Origin of the sequence: Paenibacillus sp. MER 180, from assembly GCF_023713665.1 — a bacterium.
In the GTDB taxonomy this organism is placed as follows: domain Bacteria; phylum Bacillota; class Bacilli; order Paenibacillales; family Paenibacillaceae; genus Paenibacillus_B; species Paenibacillus_B suaedae.
The window spans coordinates 345,695-370,192 of the sequence record NZ_JAMAVT010000003.1; the positions used below are offsets into that span (position 1 = coordinate 345,695).

22 protein-coding genes are annotated in these 24,498 nt (G+C 47.8%); 13 read left to right on the top strand and 9 right to left on the bottom strand.

Going from position 1 to position 24,498, the window contains the following annotated elements; translation table 11 throughout:
- Positions 1-12: 12 nt before the first annotated feature.
- The 10 genes from M3661_RS06640 to M3661_RS06685 all read left to right on the top strand — a co-directional run bounded on the left by M3661_RS06640 (position 13) and on the right by M3661_RS06685 (position 10,460).
- A complete protein-coding gene (locus M3661_RS06640) occupies positions 13-660 on the top strand; it encodes a redox-sensing transcriptional repressor Rex (protein ID WP_021254649.1) in 648 nt (215 codons plus the stop codon).
- Positions 657-1,967: an amidohydrolase gene (locus M3661_RS06645; RefSeq protein WP_251483062.1), complete on the top strand. Its 1,311-nt coding sequence runs from the start codon at positions 657-659 to the stop codon at positions 1,965-1,967. Before M3661_RS06640 ends, M3661_RS06645 begins: the two co-directional genes overlap by 4 nt.
- Positions 1,968-1,982: 15 nt before the next feature.
- Positions 1,983-2,501, top strand: a complete 519-nt coding sequence (locus tag M3661_RS06650) for a hypothetical protein (protein ID WP_021254647.1) — start codon at positions 1,983-1,985, stop codon at positions 2,499-2,501.
- A gap of 243 nt (positions 2,502-2,744) precedes the next feature.
- Positions 2,745-3,308, top strand: a complete 564-nt coding sequence (locus M3661_RS06655) for a quinolinate synthase (protein ID WP_065291645.1) — start codon at positions 2,745-2,747, stop codon at positions 3,306-3,308.
- Complete coding sequence (locus M3661_RS06660) at positions 3,280-4,800, top strand: AAA family ATPase (RefSeq protein ID WP_021254645.1); 1,521 nt, start codon at positions 3,280-3,282, stop codon at positions 4,798-4,800. The genes M3661_RS06655 and M3661_RS06660 overlap by 29 nt, the downstream gene beginning before the upstream one ends.
- Positions 4,801-4,931: 131 nt before the next feature.
- Positions 4,932-5,804 (top strand): 3-hydroxyacyl-CoA dehydrogenase family protein, encoded by an 873-nt coding sequence (locus M3661_RS06665; protein WP_021254644.1) that lies wholly within the window; start codon positions 4,932-4,934, stop codon positions 5,802-5,804.
- Positions 5,801-7,006 (top strand): acetate kinase, encoded by a 1,206-nt coding sequence (locus M3661_RS06670; RefSeq protein WP_072727991.1) that lies wholly within the window; start codon positions 5,801-5,803, stop codon positions 7,004-7,006. The genes M3661_RS06665 and M3661_RS06670 overlap by 4 nt, the downstream gene beginning before the upstream one ends.
- Before the next feature lie 26 nt (positions 7,007-7,032).
- The gene (asnS, locus tag M3661_RS06675; RefSeq protein WP_021259164.1) at positions 7,033-8,328 is read left to right on the top strand and encodes an asparagine--tRNA ligase; all 1,296 of its coding nucleotides are present in this window, start codon (positions 7,033-7,035) and stop codon (positions 8,326-8,328) included.
- Positions 8,329-8,513: 185 nt separating this feature from the next.
- Positions 8,514-9,194 carry a DnaD domain-containing protein gene (locus M3661_RS06680; RefSeq protein ID WP_021254641.1) on the top strand — a complete coding sequence of 227 codons (681 nt, stop codon included), beginning with the start codon at positions 8,514-8,516 and terminating at the stop codon, positions 9,192-9,194.
- A 354-nt stretch (positions 9,195-9,548) separates the two neighbouring features.
- Entirely contained in the window at positions 9,549-10,460 is a 912-nt protein-coding gene (locus M3661_RS06685) for an O-fucosyltransferase family protein (RefSeq protein ID WP_251483064.1), read from the top strand.
- Between the two features lie 88 nt (positions 10,461-10,548).
- Here M3661_RS06685 and mtnB read toward each other — a convergent pair whose 3' ends face one another.
- The 8 genes from mtnB to M3661_RS06725 all read right to left on the bottom strand — a co-directional run bounded on the left by mtnB (position 10,549) and on the right by M3661_RS06725 (position 18,919).
- On the bottom strand, positions 10,549-11,193 hold the full coding sequence (mtnB, locus tag M3661_RS06690) for a methylthioribulose 1-phosphate dehydratase (RefSeq protein ID WP_065291642.1): 645 nt from the start codon (positions 11,191-11,193) through the stop codon (positions 10,549-10,551).
- 43 nt (positions 11,194-11,236) lie between these two features.
- The gene (locus tag M3661_RS06695) at positions 11,237-11,920 is read right to left on the bottom strand and encodes a 2-hydroxy-3-keto-5-methylthiopentenyl-1-phosphate phosphatase (RefSeq protein WP_251483067.1); all 684 of its coding nucleotides are present in this window, start codon (positions 11,918-11,920) and stop codon (positions 11,237-11,239) included.
- On the bottom strand, positions 11,917-13,146 hold the full coding sequence (locus M3661_RS06700; protein ID WP_251483069.1) for a 2,3-diketo-5-methylthiopentyl-1-phosphate enolase: 1,230 nt from the start codon (positions 13,144-13,146) through the stop codon (positions 11,917-11,919). Before M3661_RS06700 ends, M3661_RS06695 begins: the two co-directional genes overlap by 4 nt.
- Positions 13,143-14,024 (bottom strand): pyrroline-5-carboxylate reductase, encoded by an 882-nt coding sequence (proC, locus tag M3661_RS06705; protein ID WP_397376494.1) that lies wholly within the window; start codon positions 14,022-14,024, stop codon positions 13,143-13,145. Before proC ends, M3661_RS06700 begins: the two co-directional genes overlap by 4 nt.
- Before the next feature lie 52 nt (positions 14,025-14,076).
- Positions 14,077-15,324, bottom strand: coding sequence for a glutamate-5-semialdehyde dehydrogenase (locus M3661_RS06710; RefSeq protein ID WP_065291640.1), 1,248 nt, complete (start codon positions 15,322-15,324; stop codon positions 14,077-14,079).
- A gap of 15 nt (positions 15,325-15,339) precedes the next feature.
- Positions 15,340-16,449, bottom strand: coding sequence for a glutamate 5-kinase (gene proB / locus M3661_RS06715; protein WP_065291653.1), 1,110 nt, complete (start codon positions 16,447-16,449; stop codon positions 15,340-15,342).
- A gap of 634 nt (positions 16,450-17,083) precedes the next feature.
- On the bottom strand, positions 17,084-18,277 hold the full coding sequence (locus M3661_RS06720; protein ID WP_251483072.1) for a pyridoxal phosphate-dependent aminotransferase: 1,194 nt from the start codon (positions 18,275-18,277) through the stop codon (positions 17,084-17,086).
- Between the two features lie 138 nt (positions 18,278-18,415).
- Complete coding sequence (locus M3661_RS06725; RefSeq protein ID WP_065291638.1) at positions 18,416-18,919, bottom strand: type IV secretion system protein VirB6; 504 nt, start codon at positions 18,917-18,919, stop codon at positions 18,416-18,418.
- Positions 18,920-19,095: 176 nt separating this feature from the next.
- Here M3661_RS06725 and M3661_RS06730 point away from each other — a divergent pair, with 176 nt between their 5' ends.
- Entirely contained in the window at positions 19,096-19,953 is an 858-nt protein-coding gene (locus tag M3661_RS06730) for a carbon-nitrogen family hydrolase (RefSeq protein WP_065291637.1), read from the top strand.
- Complete coding sequence (locus M3661_RS06735; protein ID WP_251483074.1) at positions 19,950-21,914, top strand: glycoside hydrolase family 3 N-terminal domain-containing protein; 1,965 nt, start codon at positions 19,950-19,952, stop codon at positions 21,912-21,914. The genes M3661_RS06730 and M3661_RS06735 overlap by 4 nt, the downstream gene beginning before the upstream one ends.
- Before the next feature lie 39 nt (positions 21,915-21,953).
- On the opposite strand, the gene M3661_RS06740 is transcribed toward M3661_RS06735, so the two are convergent.
- A complete protein-coding gene (locus M3661_RS06740) occupies positions 21,954-22,919 on the bottom strand; it encodes a LysR family transcriptional regulator (RefSeq protein WP_251483076.1) in 966 nt (321 codons plus the stop codon).
- A gap of 147 nt (positions 22,920-23,066) precedes the next feature.
- On the opposite strand from M3661_RS06740, the gene leuC reads away from it, so the two are divergent.
- On the top strand, positions 23,067-24,491 hold the full coding sequence (leuC, locus tag M3661_RS06745) for a 3-isopropylmalate dehydratase large subunit (RefSeq protein WP_251483078.1): 1,425 nt from the start codon (positions 23,067-23,069) through the stop codon (positions 24,489-24,491).
- Positions 24,492-24,498: the final 7 nt, after the last annotated feature.

Genomic DNA, 24,498 nt, shown 5'->3' on the forward strand with positions numbered 1-24,498 from the left:
GGCTTGTTCAGAATGAAAGCACTAAAGATATCAGAAGCTGTCGTTCGGCGATTACCCGTGTATTTACGTCATCTATTGGAATTGAAGCAGCGAGAAGTGCTCACAGTTTCATCTCAAGATTTGGGACAGAAGCTGAACTTGAATCCTGCGCAAATTCGGAAGGATCTAGCGTATTTCGGCGACTTCGGCCGCAAGGGCATTGGGTATGATGTATCGTATTTGATTCAACAAATCAGACATATTTTGAAACTGGATCAAGTTATCCATGTTGGATTGGTCGGTGCAGGTAAATTAGGTCACGCACTCTGTAACTACACCGTATACTTGAAAGATAATATGAAGATCGTTGCAGTGTTCGATGCACAGGAATCCAAAATCAATACCGAGATAAATAACCTGAAAGTTCAGCCGATGTCTGACCTAATTACGACGGTACGCGAGAAGCAAATCCGTATCGGGATTATCACGGTTCCTGCTACAGAAGCTCAGTATGTAGCTGATCAATTTGTAGAGGCGGGTGTAGAAGCGATCTTGAACTTTGCGCCTGTCATTTTGAGGGTTCCTTCGAATATCCGTGTGCATACTGCCGATTTTACAACGGATTTGTTCAGTTTGGCCTATTATTTATCTGATAATGGAAAGGAAGTACCCGCCGAATGACACACCGAATCATTATTAAAAACGGCATGTTCGCCGATTTGTCTCCAACTGCGAAGCAGTCCTCATTCCATGGGTTCATGGTTGTTGAGAATGATCGCATCGTTCATATTGGATCGGAGCTGCCAGAGCAATATACAACAGCTGATGCTGAAATCATCGACGGCAAAGGTCTATTCTTCATTCCAGGCCTTATTAATACACACGGGCATGCTGCAATGTCTCTGCTTCGTGGGTATGGGGATGACTTGGCGCTTCAGACATGGCTGCAGGAGAAAATGTGGCCAATGGAAGGCAAGTTCACGGCCAATGATGTCTATTGGGGAACAGCTCTGTCTGTGATCGAAATGCTGAAGGGCGGTACAACAACCTTCGTAGATATGTATGACTACATGGACGAAGTAGCGAAGGTATGTGAGCAATCCGGTATCCGTGCATCGCTTATGCGCGGTGCGATTGGCTTATGCCCAGAGGATGTACAGCGCGAGAAGCTGAACGAGGCGATTCAATTCGCGAAGGATTGGAATGGGAAGGCAGATGGCCGCATTCGTACGATTATGGCGCCGCATGCTCCGTATACTTGTCCTCCAGCCTTTATTGAGAGCTTCGTACAGGCTGCTCATGATCTGGATTTGCCATTGCACACGCATATGTCAGAGACAAAGGCAGAAGTTGAACAGAATGTGAAAGATTATGGACTGCGTCCGGTTGCGCATTTGGAGAAGCTCGGATTCTTCTCCCGTCCTTCCTTCGTTGCGCATGCTGTCCATTTGACGGACGAAGAGATTGAGACGCTTGCGAAGTATCAAGTTGCGGTGTCCCACAATCCAGGAAGCAACCTTAAGCTTGCGAGCGGTGTCGCTCGTGTTCCTGAGATGCTGCGTGCGGGTGTTGTTGTATCCTTGGGTACGGACGGTGCAGCAAGCAACAACAATCTGGATATGTTCGAAGAAATTCGCCTTACGGCCTTGATTCATAAAGGGGTGTCCGGCGATCCAACTGCGGTTCCTGCTGCAGAGGCGCTGCGCATGGGTACGATCTATGGCGCGCAGACCATTCGTCTTGACGATATTGGAGCGCTTGAAGTAGGCATGAAGGCTGACTTCGTTGCGGTAGATATTGATCAACCTCATTTCCTGCCACATACCGACTTGGTATCCCACATGGTATATTCAGCGTCTGCGAAAGATGTCAAGCATGTATGGGTTGACGGCAAGCAGGTTGTGAAGAATGGGGAATGTTTGACGATGGATGAAGAACGAATCCTTCGCGAGGCGCAGCAATGCTTTGATGGCTTGCTGGCAAGATAGGCAGGAGGAGAATTCATGCAGAGAAGACGCGTACGCCGGAGGTCGCATTGGAAGTGGTTGATTCCGGTACTCGTTCTCTTATTTCTAGTCGGATTGTTCTTCGCCACTTATCAGTATGTGCAATACATCAATAAGGACGAACGGGTCAAGGAAGCGGAAATAATAAAGCGGGCGAATGAAGCAGTGAAGCTCGTAAATGTGACAGAAGTGGAGAAGGGTGTATGGGATCAAGTCGTATACATGGTGCGGGGAACTGACGAACATGGTAAGGAGCAGACCGTGTGGGTACTCCCTGATAAGGTAACTCCTATGGCGGAATCAACCTCTAAAGAGACGATTCAAGCCCAGATAGAAGCCCAATATCCGGATGCGGATGTAATCCGCATTACGCCAGCTTTTAAGGATGATCAATATGTATGGCAGGCATTGGTCAAACGCAAGGATGAACAAGGGGTTGTTCATTACTTCTATCATTTCTATTCATTTGCGAATGGTTCCTCAATAGGGGATGTCTATACGCTGCCTAATAAATAACATATTCAATGTTAGCCAATAACGAGTAATAGGCGATTTTGCAGCGCTGCTGCTTTGCATATGACGTACATATTGTACGCTATGCGAAGCAGCAGCGCTTTTTGTATTGGAGTAAATCCATTTCGATGGCAATCATGGTACACATTACATCCATAGTTGAAGTGACATATGTGATATACTCTTGATATATCAGATAGAGATTACTAGGGGTATTGATATATATTTGCAACAGGAGGTTTCAGCATGGCGAAAAAGATTCGAATCATGCCTACTTTGCTCATTATGGTCACGACAGCTGTTGCACTATTTGGAGGTTGGACACTGTATGAACGTAATTTCGTGAAGCAGCCTGTGGAACGAGTATTGAAGCAGCATGCTGAAATTACGCAGTATGATGTTCAATGGTATCCTGATGCGCTGCAAGTGAAACTGAAGAGCAAGGATGGCACCAATATTAGCAGCCTGATTGAAAGAGTGTCGGACGAGCTGCAACAGAATTCGAGCGGGAAAAAAGTACAATTGGAATACTTGAATGATGAGAGCACGCCGCTTATCGATAAGTTATGGTCACGTGCAATGTTCGACATTGCAGATGCAATGGTACATCAGAAATACAGCGATATTCCTGTTAGGTTGAAGGAACTGCAGCAGCAAAATCCAGGTATTCAGATCCAAACGGAAATGGATTCACGATATGTGTATATTCAACTCAAGGATGAGAAAGGAAGCAAGACCGTATTGCTTCCTTTGCAAGCATCGCCTGTGGGGGTATGGCCTAATGAAAAAGCAACGGCAATCCGTTCGTAGTTGGGAATTGGCATTAGGGATCGTAATCCCAGCGATATTATTTGTCAGTTATCTTGGAGTTAATATATGGCCGGTCATCGCGGCAGTTGCCGCGATCAGTGCTCTTCTGCTGTTTGTAAATCGCAGAGGACAAGCTGGCTTGGCGCGTTCGTCAGGGCGTGCGAAGTCAGGCAATAATCAGATTAGTGAAATGAGCTTCGAGCGTATTGGCGGGCAGGATAGAGCCAAGAATGAATTGATTGAAGCTCTTGATTTTCTGGTACGGCCAGATGACATTCGTAAATTCGGGATTCGTCCAATGAAAGGGATATTGTTAACTGGCCCCCCAGGAACGGGGAAAACGTTAATGGCGAAAGCATCTGCTCATTATGCAGACGCGATATTTATTGGTGTGTCAGGCAGTGAGTTTGTTGAGATGTATGTTGGTGTCGGAGCGGGACGTGTACGAGAGCTGTTCAAGGAAGCAAGACAGCGTGCAGAGAAAGAGAAAAAACAAAATGCAGTTATCTTCATTGATGAAATTGATGTGATCGGCGGCAAGCGTGAAGGTGGGCAACAAAAAGAGTATGATCAAACGCTCAACCAGCTGTTGACGGAGATGGATGGACTGTACGCAGATGAGTCACCGCGTATTCTGGTAATGGCGGCCACGAACCGTAAAGAGATGCTGGACAGTGCATTGCTGCGCCCAGGCCGTTTTGATCGACATATCCAAGTAGATATGCCGGATAAGAAGGGACGCAAGCATATTTTGGAGCTGCATGCTACGAATAAGCCACTGGCGGAAGAAGTAAGTCTGGAGCAAATCGCAGAAGAAACGTTCGGCTTCTCAGGCGCTCAATTAGAGAGCGTCCTGAATGAGGCGGCTATTTATGCAATGCGTCAGGAGCAAGAGGCGATTACGATGGAGCATCTCTCGCTTGCGATTGATAAGACGTTAATGGGAGAGAAGAGTGATCGAGAGACGAATGAGGAAGAACGACGCCGGGTGGCGATTCATGAACTTGGACATGCGATAGCCGCAGAGCTTGTCCGGCCGGGAAGCGTATCTCAAGTTGCGTTAAGCCCTCGCGGCCAAGCATTAGGCTATGTTCGACATCAACCACAGGGAGATCGCTACCTGTATACAAAGCCATTTCTTGAGGAGCAAATCATCATTGCGCTGGGCGGATCGGTAGCAGAGGAGTTGTTCTACGGCAACCGTAGTACGGGCTCACAGGGGGACTTCGATCAAGCACTCAACATTGTAGAGACGATGGTGAATGCAGGATTGACGGATCTCGGCATTGTCCGTTTGAAACATCTCTCACCAGATGTCTTGACAAAAGAAACGCAGACGATTATGGTAGATTTGACCTATCGAACGCGTGAATTGTTGGAACAGCACCGAGATGCTTTTGAGCGATGTTTGCAGCGTCTATTGGAAGAGGAATTGGTGAACGGAGATACGTTCCGGTGTCTGTTATGTGACAAGAAACAATTACCAGCGTGATTTCACGCTGGTTTTTCTTTTTTGCTCTCATATTCATGATAAGATAAGGTGAGGTACCTATGCACTGATAACGAAACCATCATCTCGGGTACACTATGCAGAGCATAGCAACAGGAAAGGTGGAAGAAACCATGTTTTTCAAAAAGATCGGCGTCATCGGCGGCGGTACAATGGGCCAAGGCATTGCAGAAATGCTTGCTGTCAAAGGCTTGGACGTGCTGTTGGTGGAGCAATCGCCGGAGAAGCTGGACCACGCGTATGAAATGATTGAAACGAGCCTGGATAAGCAGCTTGAAAAATGGGCAATCACACAGGCCGAAAAAAAATTAATTCTTTCGCGCATACATAAAGTGACGCATCTGGCGGAACTAAGTGCATGCGATATGGTAATTGAAACAATATCTGAAGATCTGGAAGCGAAGAAATTGGTCTTCGCTGAACTGGATCGCGTATGTCCAAGCAGCATTATCTTGGCGAGCAACACATCAACACTGTCCTTGACAGAAATGGCAAGCTCAACGAAGTATCCTGAGCGTGTTATTGGCATGCACTTTATTCATCCGGTCTCCAAAGTCGATCTCGTGGAAATTATCCGCGGGTTGAAAACTTCTGACACTACTTTCAATGAAACAAAACGTTTCGTTGAAGAAGTTGTGCAAAAGAAAGGCATCATGGTATATGAGTCGCCAGGCTTTGTGACTTCACGCATGATCTGCCTTCTCATCAATGAGGCATTGCATGAATTGCAAGAAGGCGTCGCTTCTGCAGAAGATATCGACAGCGCGATGAGAATCGGATATAATTTCCAATACGGGCCGCTTGAAATGGCTGACCGTTTCGGCTTGGATTCCATACTTGCAGCGTTGGAGCGCATGTTCCGCGAGTTCGGCGATATTAAATATCGTCCGTCCGTATTGTTGAAAAAAATGGTGCGCGCAGGCCACCTCGGCGTGAAATCGGGCGTCGGATTTTTCAAGTATGATAAGGATGGGGATAGACTATGAAAATACTCGTAATCAATGCAGGCAGCTCCTCACTTAAATATCAGCTGTATGATATGCAGGACGAATCGGTACTGGCAGCAGGCCGTGTAGAACGTATCGGAATGGATTCCTCCATTCTCATTCACGAACCGCATCACACGGATGAAATTACAGAAGTAAGCGAAATTCTTGACCATACGATTGCGATTCGTAAAGTATTGGACAAGCTGACAGATGCTAAGGTTGGCGTAGTTAAGACGATCAATGAGATTGAAGCTGTTGGACACCGTGTCGTTCACGGCGGTGAATCGTTCAGCAATTCCGTATTGGTTGACTCCGAAGTCAAAGCGGAAATCCGTCGTCTGTTCGATTTGGCTCCGCTGCATAACCCTGCTCACATGATGGGAATTAAGGCAGTAGAAACGAACTTGCCGGACGTACCGCAAGCCGTTGTATTCGATACTGCTTTCCATCAAACGATGCCTAAGAAGGCATACATGTACGCGATCCCGAAGGTGCTCTATAAGAAGCACAAAGTTCGTCGCTACGGCTTCCACGGGACTTCCCACAACTATGTAAGCCAACGTGCGGCTGAAGTTGTTGGACGCCCGCTCGAAGACTTGAAGATCATTACTTGCCATATCGGTAATGGCGGCAGCTTGACAGCGGTTGAAGGCGGCAAATCGATCGATACTTCGATGGGGATGACTCCGCTTGAAGGCTTGATGATGGGTACGCGCAGCGGTGACTTGGATCCAGCTGTCGTACCGTTCACAATGATGAAGGAAGACTTGACGGTCAACGAAGTCAACTCCATGTTGAACAAGCATAGCGGCTTGCTTGCAATCTCTGGCTTGTCCAGCGACATGCGTGAAATTACGGATGCAATGGCTGAGGGCGAACCCAATGCTACTTTGGCATTCGAAATGTATGTATATCGCCTGCGCAAGTACATCGGTTCATATGCTGCAGCGATGGACGGCGTAGATGTGATCGTATTTACGGCAGGTGTGGGTGAGAACTCCATCGTAATCCGTGAAGCAACATGCGAGAAGCTGACGTTCTTGGGCGTTGAAATTGATCCGGAGCTGAATAAGATTCGTTCGAAAGAGCCGCGTCTCATTTCGACTCCGAATTCCAAGGTTCAAGTTCTTGTCGTTCCTACGAACGAGGAGCTTATGATTGCACGGGATACTTACCGCCTTGTACAAGAATCGAAATAATTAATGCGTAAGGGAGAGAGCGATCGATGACGACGACTTGTGTCATCCGCGAAGTTAGCCGTCATGTGGGCGAAGAAGTCCGCATGGGGTGCTGGCTGCACAACAAGCGTTCCAGTGGCAAGATTCAATTCCTGCAGCTGCGTGACGGTACTGGATTTATCCAGGGTGTTGTAGTGAAAAGTGAAGTGCCGGAGGAAGTCTGGGAAGCGGCGAAGAGCTTAACACAAGAGAGTTCCTTGTATGTAACCGGGACAGTTCGTGAAGAGCCACGTTCCAAGTCCGGTTTTGAAATGACTGTAACGAATGTGGAAATCATTCAGATTACAGAGAATTATCCAATTACACCGAAGGAACACGGTGTTGATTTCTTGATGGATCACCGTCATTTGTGGCTGCGTGCACCGAAGCAGCATGCCATCTTGACGATCCGTGGAGAAATCATTCGCGCGGTACAGCAATTCTTCGATGAGAAGGGCTTCACACTGGTGGATCCTCCGATCCTGACGCCTTCTTCTTGTGAAGGGACGACAGAGTTGTTCCATACCAAATACTTCGAAGAAGATGCATTCTTGACACAGAGTGGTCAGCTGTACATGGAAGCTGCTGCAATGGCACTCGGTAAGGTATACTCGTTCGGACCAACGTTCCGTGCTGAGAAGTCGAAGACGCGCCGTCACCTGATCGAGTTCTGGATGATCGAGCCGGAAATGGCGTTCGTCGATCATGAACAGAACCTGAAGGTACAGGAGCAATTCGTATCGCATATCGTACAATCTGTGCTGAAGAACTGCCGTCCAGAGCTGGAAACGCTTGGCCGCGACACTTCCAAGCTGGAGAAATGTGTAGCGCCATTCCCACGCATTACGTATGATGAAGCAATCAAATTCTTGCAAGAGCAAGGATACGATATTCCTTGGGGTGAGGACTTCGGTGCACCGCATGAAACGGCAATCGCTGAGAAGTATGAGACGCCTGTATTCATCACGCATTACCCAACGAACATCAAGGCCTTCTATATGAAACCAGATCCGAACCGTCCAGAAGTTGTTCTGTGTGCGGATATGATCGCTCCAGAAGGTTACGGAGAGATCATTGGTGGATCTCAGCGTATTGATGATCCTGCCTTAATGGAAGAGCGCTTCAAGGAGCATGAACTGTCTCCAGAAGCGTACCAATGGTATATGGACTTGCGCAAATACGGTACAGTTCCACATTCCGGATTTGGACTCGGGTTGGAACGTACAGTAGCTTGGATCTGTGGGTTGGATCATGTCCGTGAGACAATTCCGTTCCCTCGCTTGCTGTATCGCTTGTACCCATAAGCATATTGCTTGGTTTTACAGTTTATGAAGATCGTCCCGTATCGCAACAGCGATGCGGGGCGTTTTTTTCACTAGTGACAAAGCCCTATTTCTACTGTTTGAAAACGTTGCCAATTTAGTGCTTATCAAATAGCCGTTCGTATGAGACAATAGAGGGGTAGTGAAGCGGAGAGGGGATTTATTGTATGAGTGGAGACGCTTTTCGCACCTTTGCTAAAGGGATGGCGCTAGGCATGCAATCAGGCAGCATCAGTGTGCCGTACCATCTGCTGCGCTGTTATCGACAGTTGAAGCTGAACGATACGGAGGCTATGCTGCTCATTCAGCTTATAGGCTTTAAGCAGCAGGAAATGAAGGACTTTCCGACGATTGATGAGCTGCAGGAACGAATGGGAACAGCCCCAGAACTTGTGATCAAATCACTTCAGCGCCTGTTGAAAGATGGCTTTATCAGCATTGATGAGGAGATCGATGCGGCTACGGATATTCAATATGAGCGTTATAATCTGACTGGATTATGGGAGAAAATGGCTGTGCTCGTGACGGAAGAGATACGAACGGAACGTCAGCGACTCAGACAATCATCTGCCTTAACGGATTCGGATCAGCCGAATCTGTTCAATATATTCGAGAAGGAATTCGGTCGTCCTCTTTCACCAATGGAATGTGAGACGATAGCTGGGTGGATTGATCAGGATCACTATCCAGAGGAACTGATCTTATTGGCGTTGAAGGAAGCCGTCTTTGCAGGCAAGGTGCACTTCCGCTATGTGGATCGCATCCTGCTGGAATGGAGCCGCAACCGCGTTCGTTCGATTGAAGATGCGAAGGCTTATACACAGAAATTCCGTTCTAGTGGAAGATGAGGTATGAGCTCCTGTAAGTTTGCATGGGAAAATAATTTTGAGGTTGCTGCAGAGAGGCTGTAATGGTGTTTCGGCGGCAATCTCAGATAATAATCTTATTCGGTTCTGGTTCTACGATCATGTATCAATGGACGAACACTGATAGCTTGATATTGACCTTGATATGGAAATGTTTAAAAAATCTCCGCCTTTTACTTCTCATTTGATATAGCCTCTACATATATTGTTCTTATCTGGATCTTTACCTTTATTTGTTGACTTTCCTTTAGTAATTCGTAACGACGATATATTCAATCTGGAGCTCTCATTCAGCTTATATGTGAGTTTTGTTAGATCGCTATGGAGGAACAACGCATGATTTATTTTCAAAATAGTGCAGAAGGATCAGAAGGACTTTGCAATCAGTTAATGTCCGTTTTTCGTGCTGTTGGTGAAGCGCTATATCATGCGAGCGAGGGCTCTCCTGCAGGAATCCTATTACAAAATGTTCAAACGAGAACCTCGATTGATTTTGATGTTACTCCGTATTTTCGAAGCATAGCAATCGATTGCTTCGTTGATGTACATGCGTTGCGGCAATTACTGTCAAGTCGACAGATTGATGTGAAACGCGCTGAAGAAGTACATGCAGAAGTACGTAATCAAGCGGTTAACTGTAAAAGGTATGCCATCCGCCAGATGTCTGCAATCGAAAATAAAAATAGCGGATTGTTCATTGCCAATGCCTTTCCTTTCGCTAAGCATATCGTAGAATTATCTAATTTCATTATCGCTTCCATGTCCGAGAAGCATCAGTGGATAGCGGCTCATCTAAGAATTGAAAAAGATTTATTGCTAATTTCCGATATAAAAAGTATGGGCCTAGAACATTATGCGGAAAGTCAGCTTCACTGTATTTATGCTTGTATGGAGGCTAAGCAAAAGGTATCAGCCATATATTTAGCATCCGGTTTATTGGATGAAGAGTATGCAGCTATAGCAAAAGGGACACAGGAAAAAAACGGGGATATTATGATTTATAATAAAAAAATAGTGTTAAAAGGATGCCCTGATCTGAAGCAGAAATTTGACTCCTTATGTTTAGAGGAACAAGCTTTGGTCGATTGGCTCGTATGTATTCATGCTCCTTATTTTATTGGCCCACATTCCTCATCCTTTTCTTATTTAGCGGGCTACATGCGTCATTATCGTGGTTATCAACCAGATACGCTGGAGTTATTTCCAACGTATCAACCCTATTGGGATATGTGGTTTCCTTGCATATAGGTGTTGTCATTCCTACACATGAATTTTAAAGCCCTCTGTCTATTGTGACTGAGGGCCTTATTCAGTTTTATGGAACAATAGCTAGAATTTATTGATGAAGTGCTTGTTTGCGGTATACATATTCGAACAAAAATTCGAATGCCTCCAAATGACGTTTGGCCTCAAAGGCATTGGCACCCCAAGCATATATACCGTGCTTCCGCAGCAGAATACCCGGAATACGGGGGTTAAGAGACGCTGTAACACAGGGTACGATACGGGGGATATCAGCGTAGTTAGGTACAACAGGGATGTGAATTTTTGCGTCTTCCTCCCAAATATTAAACGCTTTAATTAATTCCACGCCTTCGACGGGTACAGCACCACGATCCCCATATAAATCAGATACGATCGTGTTGAATACCGTATGTACGTGGAAGATGGCACCACATCCAGTGAGTCGATAGATTTCACAATGAATTAAGGTCTCGGCACTAGGTTTGAGATGAGTGGCTTCCGTTGCACGGCCATTCTCATCGACGAACAGGAAATCTTCGGGAGTATGAACCGATTTGTCTTTGCCGCTGGCTGTGATGGCAAATTGGAAGTGTTCTTCCTGTATGTCGCCAACACGAACGGAGAGGTTACCGCTTGTTCCTGGGAACCAGTGGCGGCTGGCAAATTGCTCTTTGATTGTTCGCAGCTCGGCAAGTGCCCACTGCTTCTGCTCTAAAGTGAGCGTATGCGTATTCATTCTATAGGTTGGCTCCCTTCACTTATCCACTTTCTCAGCCGATCTACGGATGAGTTATATGTGTATTGGAATGACTCAAATGTTCAATAATATCATAAAACGTCTGGAACGGCGCATATGGGAGCTGAAGCTCGTCGCATCGTTCTATTAATTGAGCTCTGGCAAACACGAAATCAGCTAACTTGGCTGCTGTAAAATCAGTGACGCTGTCGCCAATGACAATACGCTCATACTGATCCTTAGGGAAGCGGCGCACGATAGTTGTTTTGCACATCCCGCAATCATTCGTACATGGCGGCTGACAATAATGCGGCCATGTAATCTGAATCTTATCACCACGAAAGTCACTGCCATTGCAATAGATGTGATCGATAGATATTTGATAAGGCTTCAGCAGCGGATACACGAAGAAATCGATGCCGCCGCTTGTAATATATAATTCGATCCCTTCTGCTTGGCAGAACTGAACAAATTGCTCGAAACCAGGGCGAATACGTGCCTGTGTTACGGCGTATTGAATAACCTCTTCTTGCAATGAAGAAGGGAGCAGGGCGAACATTTCACCGACCCCTTGACGAATCGACTTGCGTTCATGGATGACGTCCTGCACGATTTTGTCCCATCCAGGCGGTTCGAAATGTCTAATAATCGACACGATGTTATCATTTTCAGTTATCGTTCCGTCGAAATCACAAAAGACAACTCGAAGCTTCTTCTCGGCGCTCACTTCTTCACACCCCACAATCCAATTGCGGCAGCCAATGGTTCAGAGATTGCGGCTCTTGCTTCTAAGGTGTCACCCTTCAAGACGGCATCAATGGCATCGACAAATGCGTGTCCGCCTGCAGCTGTTCCCATTGGATGGCCGTGAATACCGCCTCCTGCATTGACGACAACATCGTTGCCGAAATCTTGAATAATAAACGGAACCAAGCCAGGATGTATACCCGCGGAAGGCACAGGGAAGCTTCTCTTATGTATCGCTCCAAATGAATCATTTACACTGGTAAGAGCGTGACGGATCCCTTGCGTCTCTTCTTTCGGCATTGTGACCGAACCATATGGGGAAGGGAAGAGTACGAGATCAGCACCAGCTAATCGCATGAGTTTGCCAAGCAGAAGTGGGGCGGCAATTCCATGCTCCTTCGCTGGGTAGTAGGCACCGGCAAGTGCAGGATGAGCGGCAATTGGAACTGTAATATCAGGATCTTGGCTCAATCCATGCAGGACATCGTATCCGTAGCTTAATACGTTGAAGAGCAAGGCATTTGCTCCAGCTTCGATTGCACGGAGTGCTTGTTCACGAAGGGAGAACGTAGACCCTGTTAAGTTTACGGCATATAGCAATTTCTTGCCCGTCACTTGTTCGGCACGAGCGGCAGCTTCCATACATGCGCGGACACGCATGTCGATCGGTGTGAGGGGATTTTCAAATAAAATCTCGTCATCCTTGATCAAATCAACTCCGCCAAGTGCTTGCTGGTAGAACTGCTCCTTCAATGCTGCTAGATCATGACCGATGACAGACTTGAAAATGCTCATTAACAGTGGACGGTCTTGGACGCCCAGCAGTTCGCGAACTCCATCGATTCCATACTTAGGCCCTTGAAATGAAGCTGTAAATGTATCGGAAAAATCAAGATCCAGAAGCTTAATCCGACCATCCATGGACAGCTTGCCGAAGGCCGTAACGAGCAGGGCAGGAATGTCAGGGCTAAAGTTAATGTCCGGATAAGCAATTGCAATATCCGCGTAGCGTTCCCCAAGGACATCTGATGGATGTTCCTCAATCGAGATTACCTTGCCGAGATGCTTCGACATCTCGGCCTTTCTCGCCTCAGGGAGCTCGGTCCAGCTCCCGACCGTCAATCCAACGGCAATTCCTTCGGCCTTCTTATGAAAGTCTGCACGATCATCGAACAGCCGATAGGTGGCGACGCAGTGATCTTTCATTCGATTTCCCTCCCAATTTGGTGTTCCATTTCCTGAGATCGTTCTGCAGCGCGGTGCACAGCAGAAACGATGGTTCTGCCTACATGATGGGTATTCATGACGTCTATTGCAGCTTGTGTCGTGCCGCCAGGGGAGGTCACCTTGCGGCGCAGTTCAGCAGGTTCTTCCTGTGTTAGCCGTACCATTTCAGCCGCACCTAGAACAGTCTGGACGGTTAAATCCCGCGCATCCTCTTTTGTAAGTCCCCCATCTACAGCTGCTTGTATCATCGCTTCCATGACGTAGTACAAATAAGCAGGGCCGCTGCCAGATAATCCGGTCACGATATTCATGTGCTGCTCTTCAACTTCAACTGCGATGCCGACTGCTTCGAACATCGCCATCGCGATGGCGCGCTGTGTGTCATTGACCGCATCCGAACAGCAGATTGCAGTCGCACCGAGACCAATCGTGCTCGATGTGTTCGGCATGGTGCGAACAGCGGCAACTGGACCAAGAATATGCGCAATGGCATGAAGCGATAGACCAGCAATCACAGAAATGATAAGCGTTCCGGGGCGGAGAAGCGGCTTCAACTCATGAAGTGCTCCTGCGGCATCCTTCGGCTTCATGCACAATACAATGACATCTGCTTCCTGCAAGAGCTGCTGTTTGCCTTCTGATGAGAGCTCAATCGTGACGCCATACTTCTGCTTCAACTGCAGAAGCCGTTCGTTATTGCTGCGATTGATCATGGAGATTTGCGAAGGCTCAGTCAGCTGCTTCGCAAGTACTCCTCTCACAATCGCTTCGGCAATTGATCCTGCACCGAAAATACTAAAGTGAAGAGACCGGAATGTGTCCTTCTCTTGTGTTTTTATTTCATTCATGATGTCCATTCCTCTCCCTTCTTGCCAACACTTAAATGGAAAATAGTACTGGCGTGCGATGTTACTCGCGAATTTGACCTTTGCCATATATCCGATACTTCGTGGACGTTAGGGCAGGTAGGCCCATTGGACCTCTTGCGTGTAGTTTCTGTGTGCTAATGCCGATCTCAGCACCAAATCCGAATTCAAACCCATCTGTGAACCGCGTTGATGCATTATGGTAGACAGCAGCAGCATCAACTTCCCTTAAGAAACGGCTGGCACGGTCTTTGTTCTCGGTCACAATACATTCGGAGTGCTTCGTGCCATAGCGAGCGATATGCTCAAGTGCTTCATCAAGCGAGTCAATGACGCGCACGTTCAGTACATAGTCGTTATATTCTGTTGCATAATCCTGTTCGGATGCTTTCTTAGCCCATGGCGCATAGGCGATTGTTCGCTCGCAGCCGCGCAGTTCAACACGATGTGTGTCAAATCCTTCAAGCAATCCTGTCAGATGGCGCTCTGCAAATTGTTCATGTACGAGCAGTGTCTCCATAGAGTTGCATACGGAAGGGCGCTGCACTTTCGCGTTGAATGCAATTGCTTCGGCCATCTCCGGATCAGCGGACTGGTCAATATAGGTGTGACAAATACCTGCCCCGGTCTCGATAACGGGTACAGTTGCATTTTGAACGACATTCTGAATGAGCGATGCACCACCGCGCGGAATGACGACATCCAGCAAGCCGTTACATTTCAACATCTCGTCAACAGAAGCACGATCCGCATCTTCGATTAGCTGCAAGGCTTCAACCGGAACAGAAGTGAGCTTCAGCGCTTCATGCAGCACAGCGACAATGCGCTTGTTAGATTCCAGCGCAGAAGAGCCTCCGCGCAGTACGACCGCATTGCCTGTCTTAAGACACAGGCCAGCCGCATCCACGGTGACATTCGGACGCGCTTCATAGATCATGCCAATTACACCTAGTGGCACACGGATTTTCTCAATATGCAAGCCGTTGGGACGGTCAATTTTCTCAAGAACATCTCCAACAGGATCTGTCAGTTCGGCGATCTGGCGCAATCCTTCTGCCATATCTTCAATTCTTGCCTCATTTAGTGCAAGGCGATCCAATAGAGAATCTGATGTTCCCTGCTGCTTCCCTCGTTCTAGATCTTTTGCGTTTGCTTCAATAATCGAATCTGCATGTTGGACAAGCAGATCCGCCATTCTCAATAATGCTTCATTCTTCTGATCGGTTGTCAGTCGGTTCATAACTGCGGCTGCTTCTTTCGCTAACGTAGCCTTGGAAAGTACTTCACTCATCGTACATGCCTCCCTCTATGATCGTAGTGTGACCCATTCATCTCGATGTATCACTTCAATGCGCGGAACCTCGATGCGATTGAGAACCTCATCCGTAGACCAGCCCGCTGCAATCTTTAATTGATCGGCTTCGTAATTGACGATGCCTCTGCCAATCACACGTCCATCCTCACCAGACACCTCAACCACATCTCCAGGGTGGAAGTCGCCTTCGACTCCTCGAATACCAGCAGGCAGCAGACTTGATCCTCGTGATATCAATGCCCGTTCAGCGCCTTCATCGACAATAATTTGTCCATGTGGGGTAGAGTGGAAGCCAAGCCATTGCTTCTTCATCGGCAATGCGTGCAGGTGAGTATCGAAATAGGTACCCTTGCCAATACCGTCCACAGCAAGGAGCAAATCACCTGGCTCATTGACCCGGCCAACAAAGGCAGGTACACCGCCACGCATGGCGATACGTGCTGCATCTAGCTTCGAACGCATGCCGCCCGTACCGACAGATGAGCCGGCTCCTCCAGCATATGCGTAGATTTCCTCGTTAATTTCCTCGACTCTGTCGAATCGCTTTGCATTCGGATTGGAACGGGGATCGGCAGTATACAACCCGTCCGTATCCGTAATAATCACTAGCCGATCAGCATGAACAAGATTCGCAACCAGTGCTGAGAGCGTATCGTTATCACCAAACTTGAGTTCCTCAACAGATACGGTGTCATTCTCATTAATGATAGGGACGACACGCTGCTTCAGCAGTTCCTCCATTGTCATCTGGGCATTATGGCCGCGCTTGCGATTGGCGAAGTCTGGCCGAGTTAACAGCAGCTGTGCTGAAGGAATGCTGTACTTCTGGAATTGTTCTTGGTAGGCCTGCATTAGCAGCGCCTGACCGACTGCAGCAGCAGCCTGCTTCTCATGGAGAAGCTTCGGACGAGTCATATATCCAATATGTCGAAATCCGGCTGCAACGGCACCTGAGGTGACGAGGACGACATGTGCACCACGTTCCATAAGAGAGACGAGCTCGTGTACGTAGAATTCAATATGTTCTCGATTTAAGCCGCCATGCTCAGAGGTAAGCGAGCTGCTTCCAATTTTCACTACAATTCGTTGACACTGTTCCATCATTCATTCACTTCCTGATTCTTTGACTCTCATGAGTATAAGTATCATACATCTCACGATTGCCGGTACCAGATTGTAATACGATGATGTGAATGGATCAAGGGAATGCCGAACAGTGATGTCGCGAAAACGGATTATGGGTATAAAAAAAGACCCTCGTCCTCTAAAGGACGAAAGTCACACTTCCGCGGTACCACCTTCATTGAGGGTTCCTAGAGCATATACCTGAACTGCGTTGATCGCAGATTCATGATCATGCAGAAACCATCCCACTTGATCGCCTATAACGGAGGCAGCCGTTCAGCTTCACGCGTAACGCTTATGCTGACCGCTCAAGGATAGGTTCTGTAATGGCTCTGCGGCGGATGCTTGCAGCCTATGGCATTCCGCTCTCTGAACGCGACCTTCATTACGTACTGGTCCTGTCATCACGATAAGGGTATTCACTCTGGCACCCGCTGCTCCATGAGAGCAATGAGTGTATTACGAATAGAATACCATGTGATTCCAATGGAGTAAAGAAGGCGAATCCTGTATAAAGGCAGGTGACAGAAGATTCCTTTAGTTAGAAACACAATGAAATTGTTGATAAGCCCGATCATGAACCGGGACAGCATCATTGCACTGATCTAGCTTAGAATAGCGATAGTCTTCCAATTCGCTCGGCAGCTTCGCATAATCGCTCCTCTGGCGCGAGCAGTCCGACCCGGACGTAGCCCTCTCCATGCTCGCCAAATCCGATGCCTGGCGCGGTTACAACATTGGAACGCTCCAGAAGCAAGTCTGCGAATTGGGCAGAGGTGAAATTCTTAGGCACTGGGAGCCAAGCGAAGAAGGATCCTGCCGATGGAACGGCTTCCCAGCCAATGCGATGAAGCTCCTTGAAGAATACATTCCTGCGCTGTTCATATGTCGCACACAGTTCATGAACTGGTTGCTGCGAACCGGTCAATGCGGCGGCAGCGGCAGCCTGAACAGCACTGAACAGGCTAACATACATGTGATCCTGCATCAGATTGATTAGGCGGATAAGCTCTTTATTACCTACAGCAAATGCAACTCGCCACCCGGCCATGTTATAAGTCTTGGACATCGTGTAGAATTCGATACCGACTTCCTTCGCACCAGGCGTCTGTAAGAAGCTCACAGGTTGTTTTCCGTCAAATCCAATCGATCCATATGCGAAATCACTGGCAACGACGATATTATGCTTAGCTGCAAATTGCACGGTGTCCGCATAGAAATCAGAACTTGCAGTCGCTGCCGTTGGATTGTTCGGATAGTTCAGGAACATTAGCTTAGCCCGTTCTAGCTGCTGCTTCGTAATCCGTTCATAATCTGGAAGGAATTGATTTTCTTCCAACAATGGCATCATGACCATGTCAGCACCAGCAAGGGCAACGCCAGACCAATAATCAGGATAGCCTGGATCTGGAACGAGGCAGACGTCGCCTGCGTTAAGCAGAATTTGACTGATTTCAACGAGTCCCGTCTTGCCTCCGAACAATACGGCTACTTCTGTATCGGGATCGAGATCCACATTATAGTCTTCCTTATACCGCTTGGCTATCGCTTCCTTCAAGTAGCGATGTCCACTGAATGGAGGGTATTTATGATTGATTGGGTCAGTTGCTGCTTCCTGCAGCGCAGTCACAATATGAGGAGCAGTTGGCAAGTCAGGATTGCCCTGACCAAGATTGATGACATCATGACCGTCAGCGATGCGAGCGTTCGTCCGCTGCACAAGCTGGGCAAAGAATTGCTTCGGAAGCCGGTTCATGCGTGCGGCCGGCTTGATCGAGATAGAACGGTATGTTTCTTCTAACATGTCTTATCCACTCCAGCAACCGGATTCGTTATCGGTTATCAAAATAATAACGATAATTTAGCATGTTTCCACTGAAGTGTATACCCTTTTTTTTCATCGATTTCCGTAGCTTACATACGGTTTTTCTTTAAATACAACTTATCCGCTCGATTTTTCAGCCTTTCCTGTCGGTTCTGTTGTCAATAGCTGCTGCATAAATGGTTTGACATCTAAATTTAATCGCAGCAAATAGGGCTTGCGTTCCTTCGAGAATACGAGCAGCAGCGGATCTTTATCTGGGCAATAGATAAGAAATACGTCTTTTATCTGCACCGTCTCTCTTGGAAGAACCACATCAGCCACTGATGTTAATGGGATACGTACGATATATCCACATTGATGCCCAATCGTGAGCTGAGGGGACAGTCCAGTTATCGACTTGAGCCAAGAAGCAGCGACTGCTTGGAACTCCTTGCTGTTAGGGAACGTCTTCACAATCCGTTGTGCCTTAATATCGAACAGTTGGATCTGAGGACTTGCAGCCGAATCGCTGCCTTCACTCGGTGCCCATGCGGATACAGAATTCGTCATCAGTGTACTTGTGCTGCATACAAGTAAGAGAGCAATAGCTACGACCCATTTGACCATACAACAACTGCGCATGCTACTTTTCATCCTTTCAAGACCGCGGTGGGTGATTATTCGTTGTTTATTTTTGATTCCGCTTGCTTCCTTAACGTACCCATCTTGACTCCAATCCATGAAAAGGTATGATGGATGGTAGAAAGTGCTACCGAAGAACAAATGCATGCTGAAAGCCGAGAGAAGGAGTGTATACGATGGAACAATTATGGAATGTGTGTGCGATTCAAATGGATGTTGCAATCGGCGAACCGGACAAAAATATGGAGAACGTTATTCAATGGATCGGCAAAGCAATGGAGAGAGATTCGAAGCCGGACGTCATTGTGCTTCCAGAAATGTGGAATACAGGTTATGCACTTGAGCGGATTCACGAAATAGCAGATGTAAATGGACAGCAGACGAAGCAAATGCTCACGATGCTTGCTGCACGATATGGTGTAAACATTGTAGGTGGATCCGTATCGGTTCGTGAAGGCGACCAGATCTACAACCGGGTGTATGCAGCAAATCGTAACGGCGACATTGTTGGCGCCTATGACAAGGTTCATCTGTTCCAGTTGATGGATGAACATGTTTATTTATCTTCCGGAAATGCGCTCGGGACGTTTACCCTAGATGGTGTGAAGTGTGGAGTTATTATTTGTTATGATCTCCGTTTCCCGGAATGGACCCGAACAATGGCGCTCCAAGGTACAGAAGTTCTATTTGTTCCAGCTGAGTGGCCGCATCCACGGCTTCATCATTGGAAGACGCTGTTGACTGCGAGAGCCATTGAAAATCAAATGTATGTGGTAGCCTGCAATCGAGTCGGTACGAGCAAGGGGGCTTCCGGACAAGAGACAGCTTTCTTCGGACATTCGGCAATTATTGATCCATGGGGGGATACACTTGCTTCATCAGGGGAACAGGAGGCATTTGTGCAGGCACCGATCTCTCTGTCGCTCGTACAAGAGGTGCGGGGGCGAATTCCTGTGTTCGCTGATCGTAGAGAATCGCTTTATCAATCTGCTACGGCTTCCTATGCTTCTGCTCCATTGCTTGATCGTGTATGATGTCGAGAAAAGAGCGGCATAAGCGGGCAGACACATCTCGTAAACGTCGTCAAGCACGTCTTCTTTTTCTCATTCTTGGATGTACAATAGGTGTGCTCCTTCTAGTCTGGTCTAGATATGGCGCTCATGTGGTAGATTGGGTGCTGGGTATAGATGGTGATGGTAGAGTCCTTCATCAAAACGGTACGGATGCGATCCAATTGAAGGGTTCGGATTTTTCATTTGACCAGAAAATTGTAAACGGCTCTGCAGAAGACAACATTCAAGTGGAAAAATGGCTGCAAGCACTCACCTTAGACGAGAAAATTGGCCAAATGTTTTTGGTTCACTTATCTGCGCTTACTGCTGAGAAGCCTAACCAAGCGCTGTCGAATATCCTTCATGAACTGGCTCCTGGAGGCGTTATTTTATTCAAAGATGACATCAAGACTGTGGGGCAAACGATTGAAGACAATGTCCAAATGCTCCGCTCATCCCGTATCCCACTCTGGATTGGCGTAGATCAGGAGGGGGGAGTAGTAAATCGTATCCTGTTCACTGGCGATTGGAATGGAAATATGGCGATTGCTGCGACTGGACAACCCCAGCTTGCGAAGGAAACGGCTATTGAAACGGGCAGCCTCATGCAGTTGCTCTCCTTCAACCTAAATTTTGCCCCTGTTGCTGATGTAAATGATGATCCGTACAATCCCGTCATCGGACTTCGCTCATTTGGCTCTGAGCCTAAACAGGTGTCTGCGTACGTACGCGCCTATGTACAGGGAGCACATTATAGCGGCATGCCCGCCATTGTGAAACACTTCCCTGGGCACGGCTCGACACGTACTGATTCGCATGTGGGACTACCTCAGTTGACTCATGACTTGAAGCGGTTCGAGCAAGTAGAATGGTTGCCCTTCAAGGCAGCCATTGAAGAAGGAGTGGATATGGTTATGTCCGCTCACATTCAGGTTCCTCAACTTGAGCCGAAGACAACCTCCTCTCAAAAAGATGGCTCACTCATCACGATTCCAGCTACACTATCTTCCCGTGTCCTTACAGATATTTTGCGTGATCAATTGCATTTTCAGGGGGCCATTATTACGGATGCATTGAATATGAAGGCGATCGCGGATCATTTTGGTTCGGATAAAGCTGCTGTAATGTCCATCCAAGCAGGTGCAGATGTGCTCTTGATGCCCCCTAAGCCGCATCAGGCAATAGCTGCGATTCATAAAGCGATAGAAGAGGGGACATTGACCGAGCAGCGCATTGATGAGAGTGTGCGTCGCATCTTGCACTTAAAGTTGAAGTATAAGGTGACGAATGCAAAGCAGGCTTCTCAATTAAATGTGGAACAAGCGATTGGGAAAGCCCAATCATTTATTGCTTCCAATCAGGCGCAGGGATTAATGAAGCGCATAGCGGAACAGGCTGTTACACGTTGGGGGACAGATTCTATTGCTAATCAGCCCAGTGAGCTGATTACATCCAGTATGAACCAAGTACTTCTGGTCGGTCATGATAGTGCCAGCTTGGAAGCGATGCAGCGTGCATTAGTAGCTGAGGTGAAGGGAAGACGAGATGTTGGGGCGGAGGAGAAGGAAGCTCATGCAGCAGCTAATCGCAACAAGGTGCGTTCGGCTGTGACAGACGTTCGAGTGAGTAAGCTTGAAGATACAGGATTGACCGATGCAATCAGAGCCGCAGATGCCGTCGTTATCGTGACGAACGATGTATACCGACAGCCTCGTAGAATCAAACTGCTTGAAAAGCTGGTAGCTCAGCTTGAACAAATAAAGAAGCCTGTTGCAGTCGTTGCAGCAGGACTTCCCTATGATGCTCAGGCTTTGGCTAACATACCAATCGGCTATGCGATTTATGGGCTGACGGATAGCAATGTGCGGGCTGCAGCACGAGTATTGCTTGGACGCGCAGCTGCATCAGGTCAATTCCCTGTTGCGGTTGCAGGATTGCCATAGTGCGAATCGATGAGCTGATTCGTACATAGAGATACGATCTCATTCAGACTTCTTAGGTTGATTCATCATTCCTCCGGCGCGAACTCGTGAGCCGAAGCGGGCTGTGATTGTATCTTGCAGCGTCTGCATGAATGCTTCTGCTGCATGGGACATATAGCGGCCTTCACGATACGCGATAACAAGCGTACGGGAAGGTCTTCCTGTCAGAGGAAGATATAACGGAACAAATTCGCTTCGAGGAGCAGTCGCAATAAATGAAGGAACTAAGGCAACCCCCATACCAGCTGCTACGAGAGACTGGACGGTCTCAATGTTCGTGCTCTCGAATACGACATTCGGGGTAAAACCGGCTTCCTGGCACAATTGTACGGTAATTTGCCGGAATCCTTGACCACGCTTCAAGAGAATGAAGGGCTCGTCTCGGAGGTCTGATAAGGACACCGGACTTGGCTCAGAACATTCGCAATGCTGCTTGGCAAGAGAATGGTGCGGGGGGATTGCCAGCAGAATCTCCTCTTCCACGACAGGTCGATAGGTAAGAGAATCATCCGTTAAGGGCAGAGATAGCAGGCATAGATCATTCTTGCCTTGTGCCGTCATCCGCTCCAGGTTGGACGTCGAAGTATCCTCTACGAGTACCAGATCGATGGCTGGATAGCGTTCATGGAATTGAGGAAGGACATGGGGGAGGATATGGGATCCCGTAATCGGCATTGTCCCGATAACCACCTTTCCCCTCTTCGTTTGGCTGATATCGGCCATTTCGTTCTTCAACTGTTCCATCGCATCGAGCATCTTCTGCGCGCGGTCGACGAATATCTCTCCTGCATGTGTGAGTTCCACTGAATTGGTCGTCCGTTGAAATAAGAGGACGCCAATTTCCTTCTCTAGCTTCGACAACTGCTGGCTTAATGAAGGCTGTGCGATGTGCAGCTTCTCAGCAGCCCGGGAGAAGTTCCTCTCCTGTGCAATTTGGACGGCATAGAGCAGCTGTCTAAATTCCATGTCCGTTCATCCTTCCTCTGGATAGCTTATAGGTTAAACCTATTGTAATTATAGATATTATATCTTGGATCAATGAAGAAAGAAATGCTATATTTGGTGGCAAGAGAAATAGAGAGAGAAGCGTAAAATCGCGGAGAGGTGAAGGAAATGACGATAAAGAAGACCATGTACGAGAAGATTTGGGATCGGCACGTCATCGTGCAAGAAGAAGGCAAACCAAGCATTTTATACATTGATTTGCATTTGGTGCACGAGGTAACATCCCCGCAAGCTTTTGAAGGATTGCGCTTGAGCGGCCGCAAGGTAAGACGTCCGGATCTTACATTTGCAACAATGGATCATAATGTACCGACGAAGGATCGGTTCAACATAACAGATCCAATCTCGAAGCAGCAGATCGATACATTATCACAGAACTGTGCAGACTTTGGTGTTACGCTGTTCGACCTGGACAGCATTGATCAAGGCGTGGTGCACGTTATGGGGCCTGAGCTTGGTCTTACTCATCCAGGGAAGACGATTGTCTGTGGGGATAGCCATACGTCGACGCACGGTGCATTCGGCGCCCTTGCGTTCGGAATTGGCACAAGCGAAGTTGAGCATGTAATGGCTACACAATGCTTGCAGCAAGCGAAGTCGAAGACGATGGAAGTGCGCTTCGTTGGCAAGCGCAAGCCAGGCGTTACTGCGAAGGATATGATCTTGGGCTTCATTGCGCAGAACGGCACTGATTTTGCAACTGGGTATGTCATTGAATACACAGGCGAATCAATCCGCGAATTGACGATGGAAGAGAGAATGACTGTGTGCAATATGTCCATTGAAGCGGGTGCACGTGCTGGTCTAATCGCACCAGACGAGACAACATTCCAATACTTGCGTGATCGTCAGTATGTGCCTCAAGGCGAAGCTTTCGATGCTGCTGTTGCAGAGTGGAAGAGCTATGTAACCGATGAGGGCGCTGCTTATGATGTTGTTGTTGAAGTGGATATGGATCAGCTTATCCCACAGGTGACTTGGGGAACGAGCCCAGGTATGGGTACCGATATTACGTCGAATGTACCGAACCCTGCTGATTTTACAACCAAAAATGAACGTAAGGCTGCTGAGAAAGCGCTTGAATATATGGATCTGACACCTGGTACGCCGATGACTGAAATTGCTGTCGACTATGTATTTATCGGCTCCTGCACAAATGGTCGTATTGAGGATTTGCGTGCAGCGGCTGAGGTAGCTAGAGGCTACAAGGTGAGCGATAAGGTAACGGCTATCGTCGTTCCAGGCTCTGGCCGGGTTAAGCTTCAGGCGGAGAAAGAAGGATTGGATCAAGTATTCGTGGAAGCGGGCTTCGAATGGCGTGATGCTGGATGCAGTATGTGTCTTGCCATGAACCCGGATGTGCTCCAGCCAGGACAACGATGTGCCTCGACTTCCAACCGTAACTTCGAAGGACGTCAAGGCCGCGGTGGACGTACGCATTTGGTATCGCCAGCAATGGCAGCAGCAGCGGCAATCAAGGGGCATTTCGTTGATGTGCGCAACTGGGAAATCAAAGCGGAAGTATTGAACTAAGGGAGGA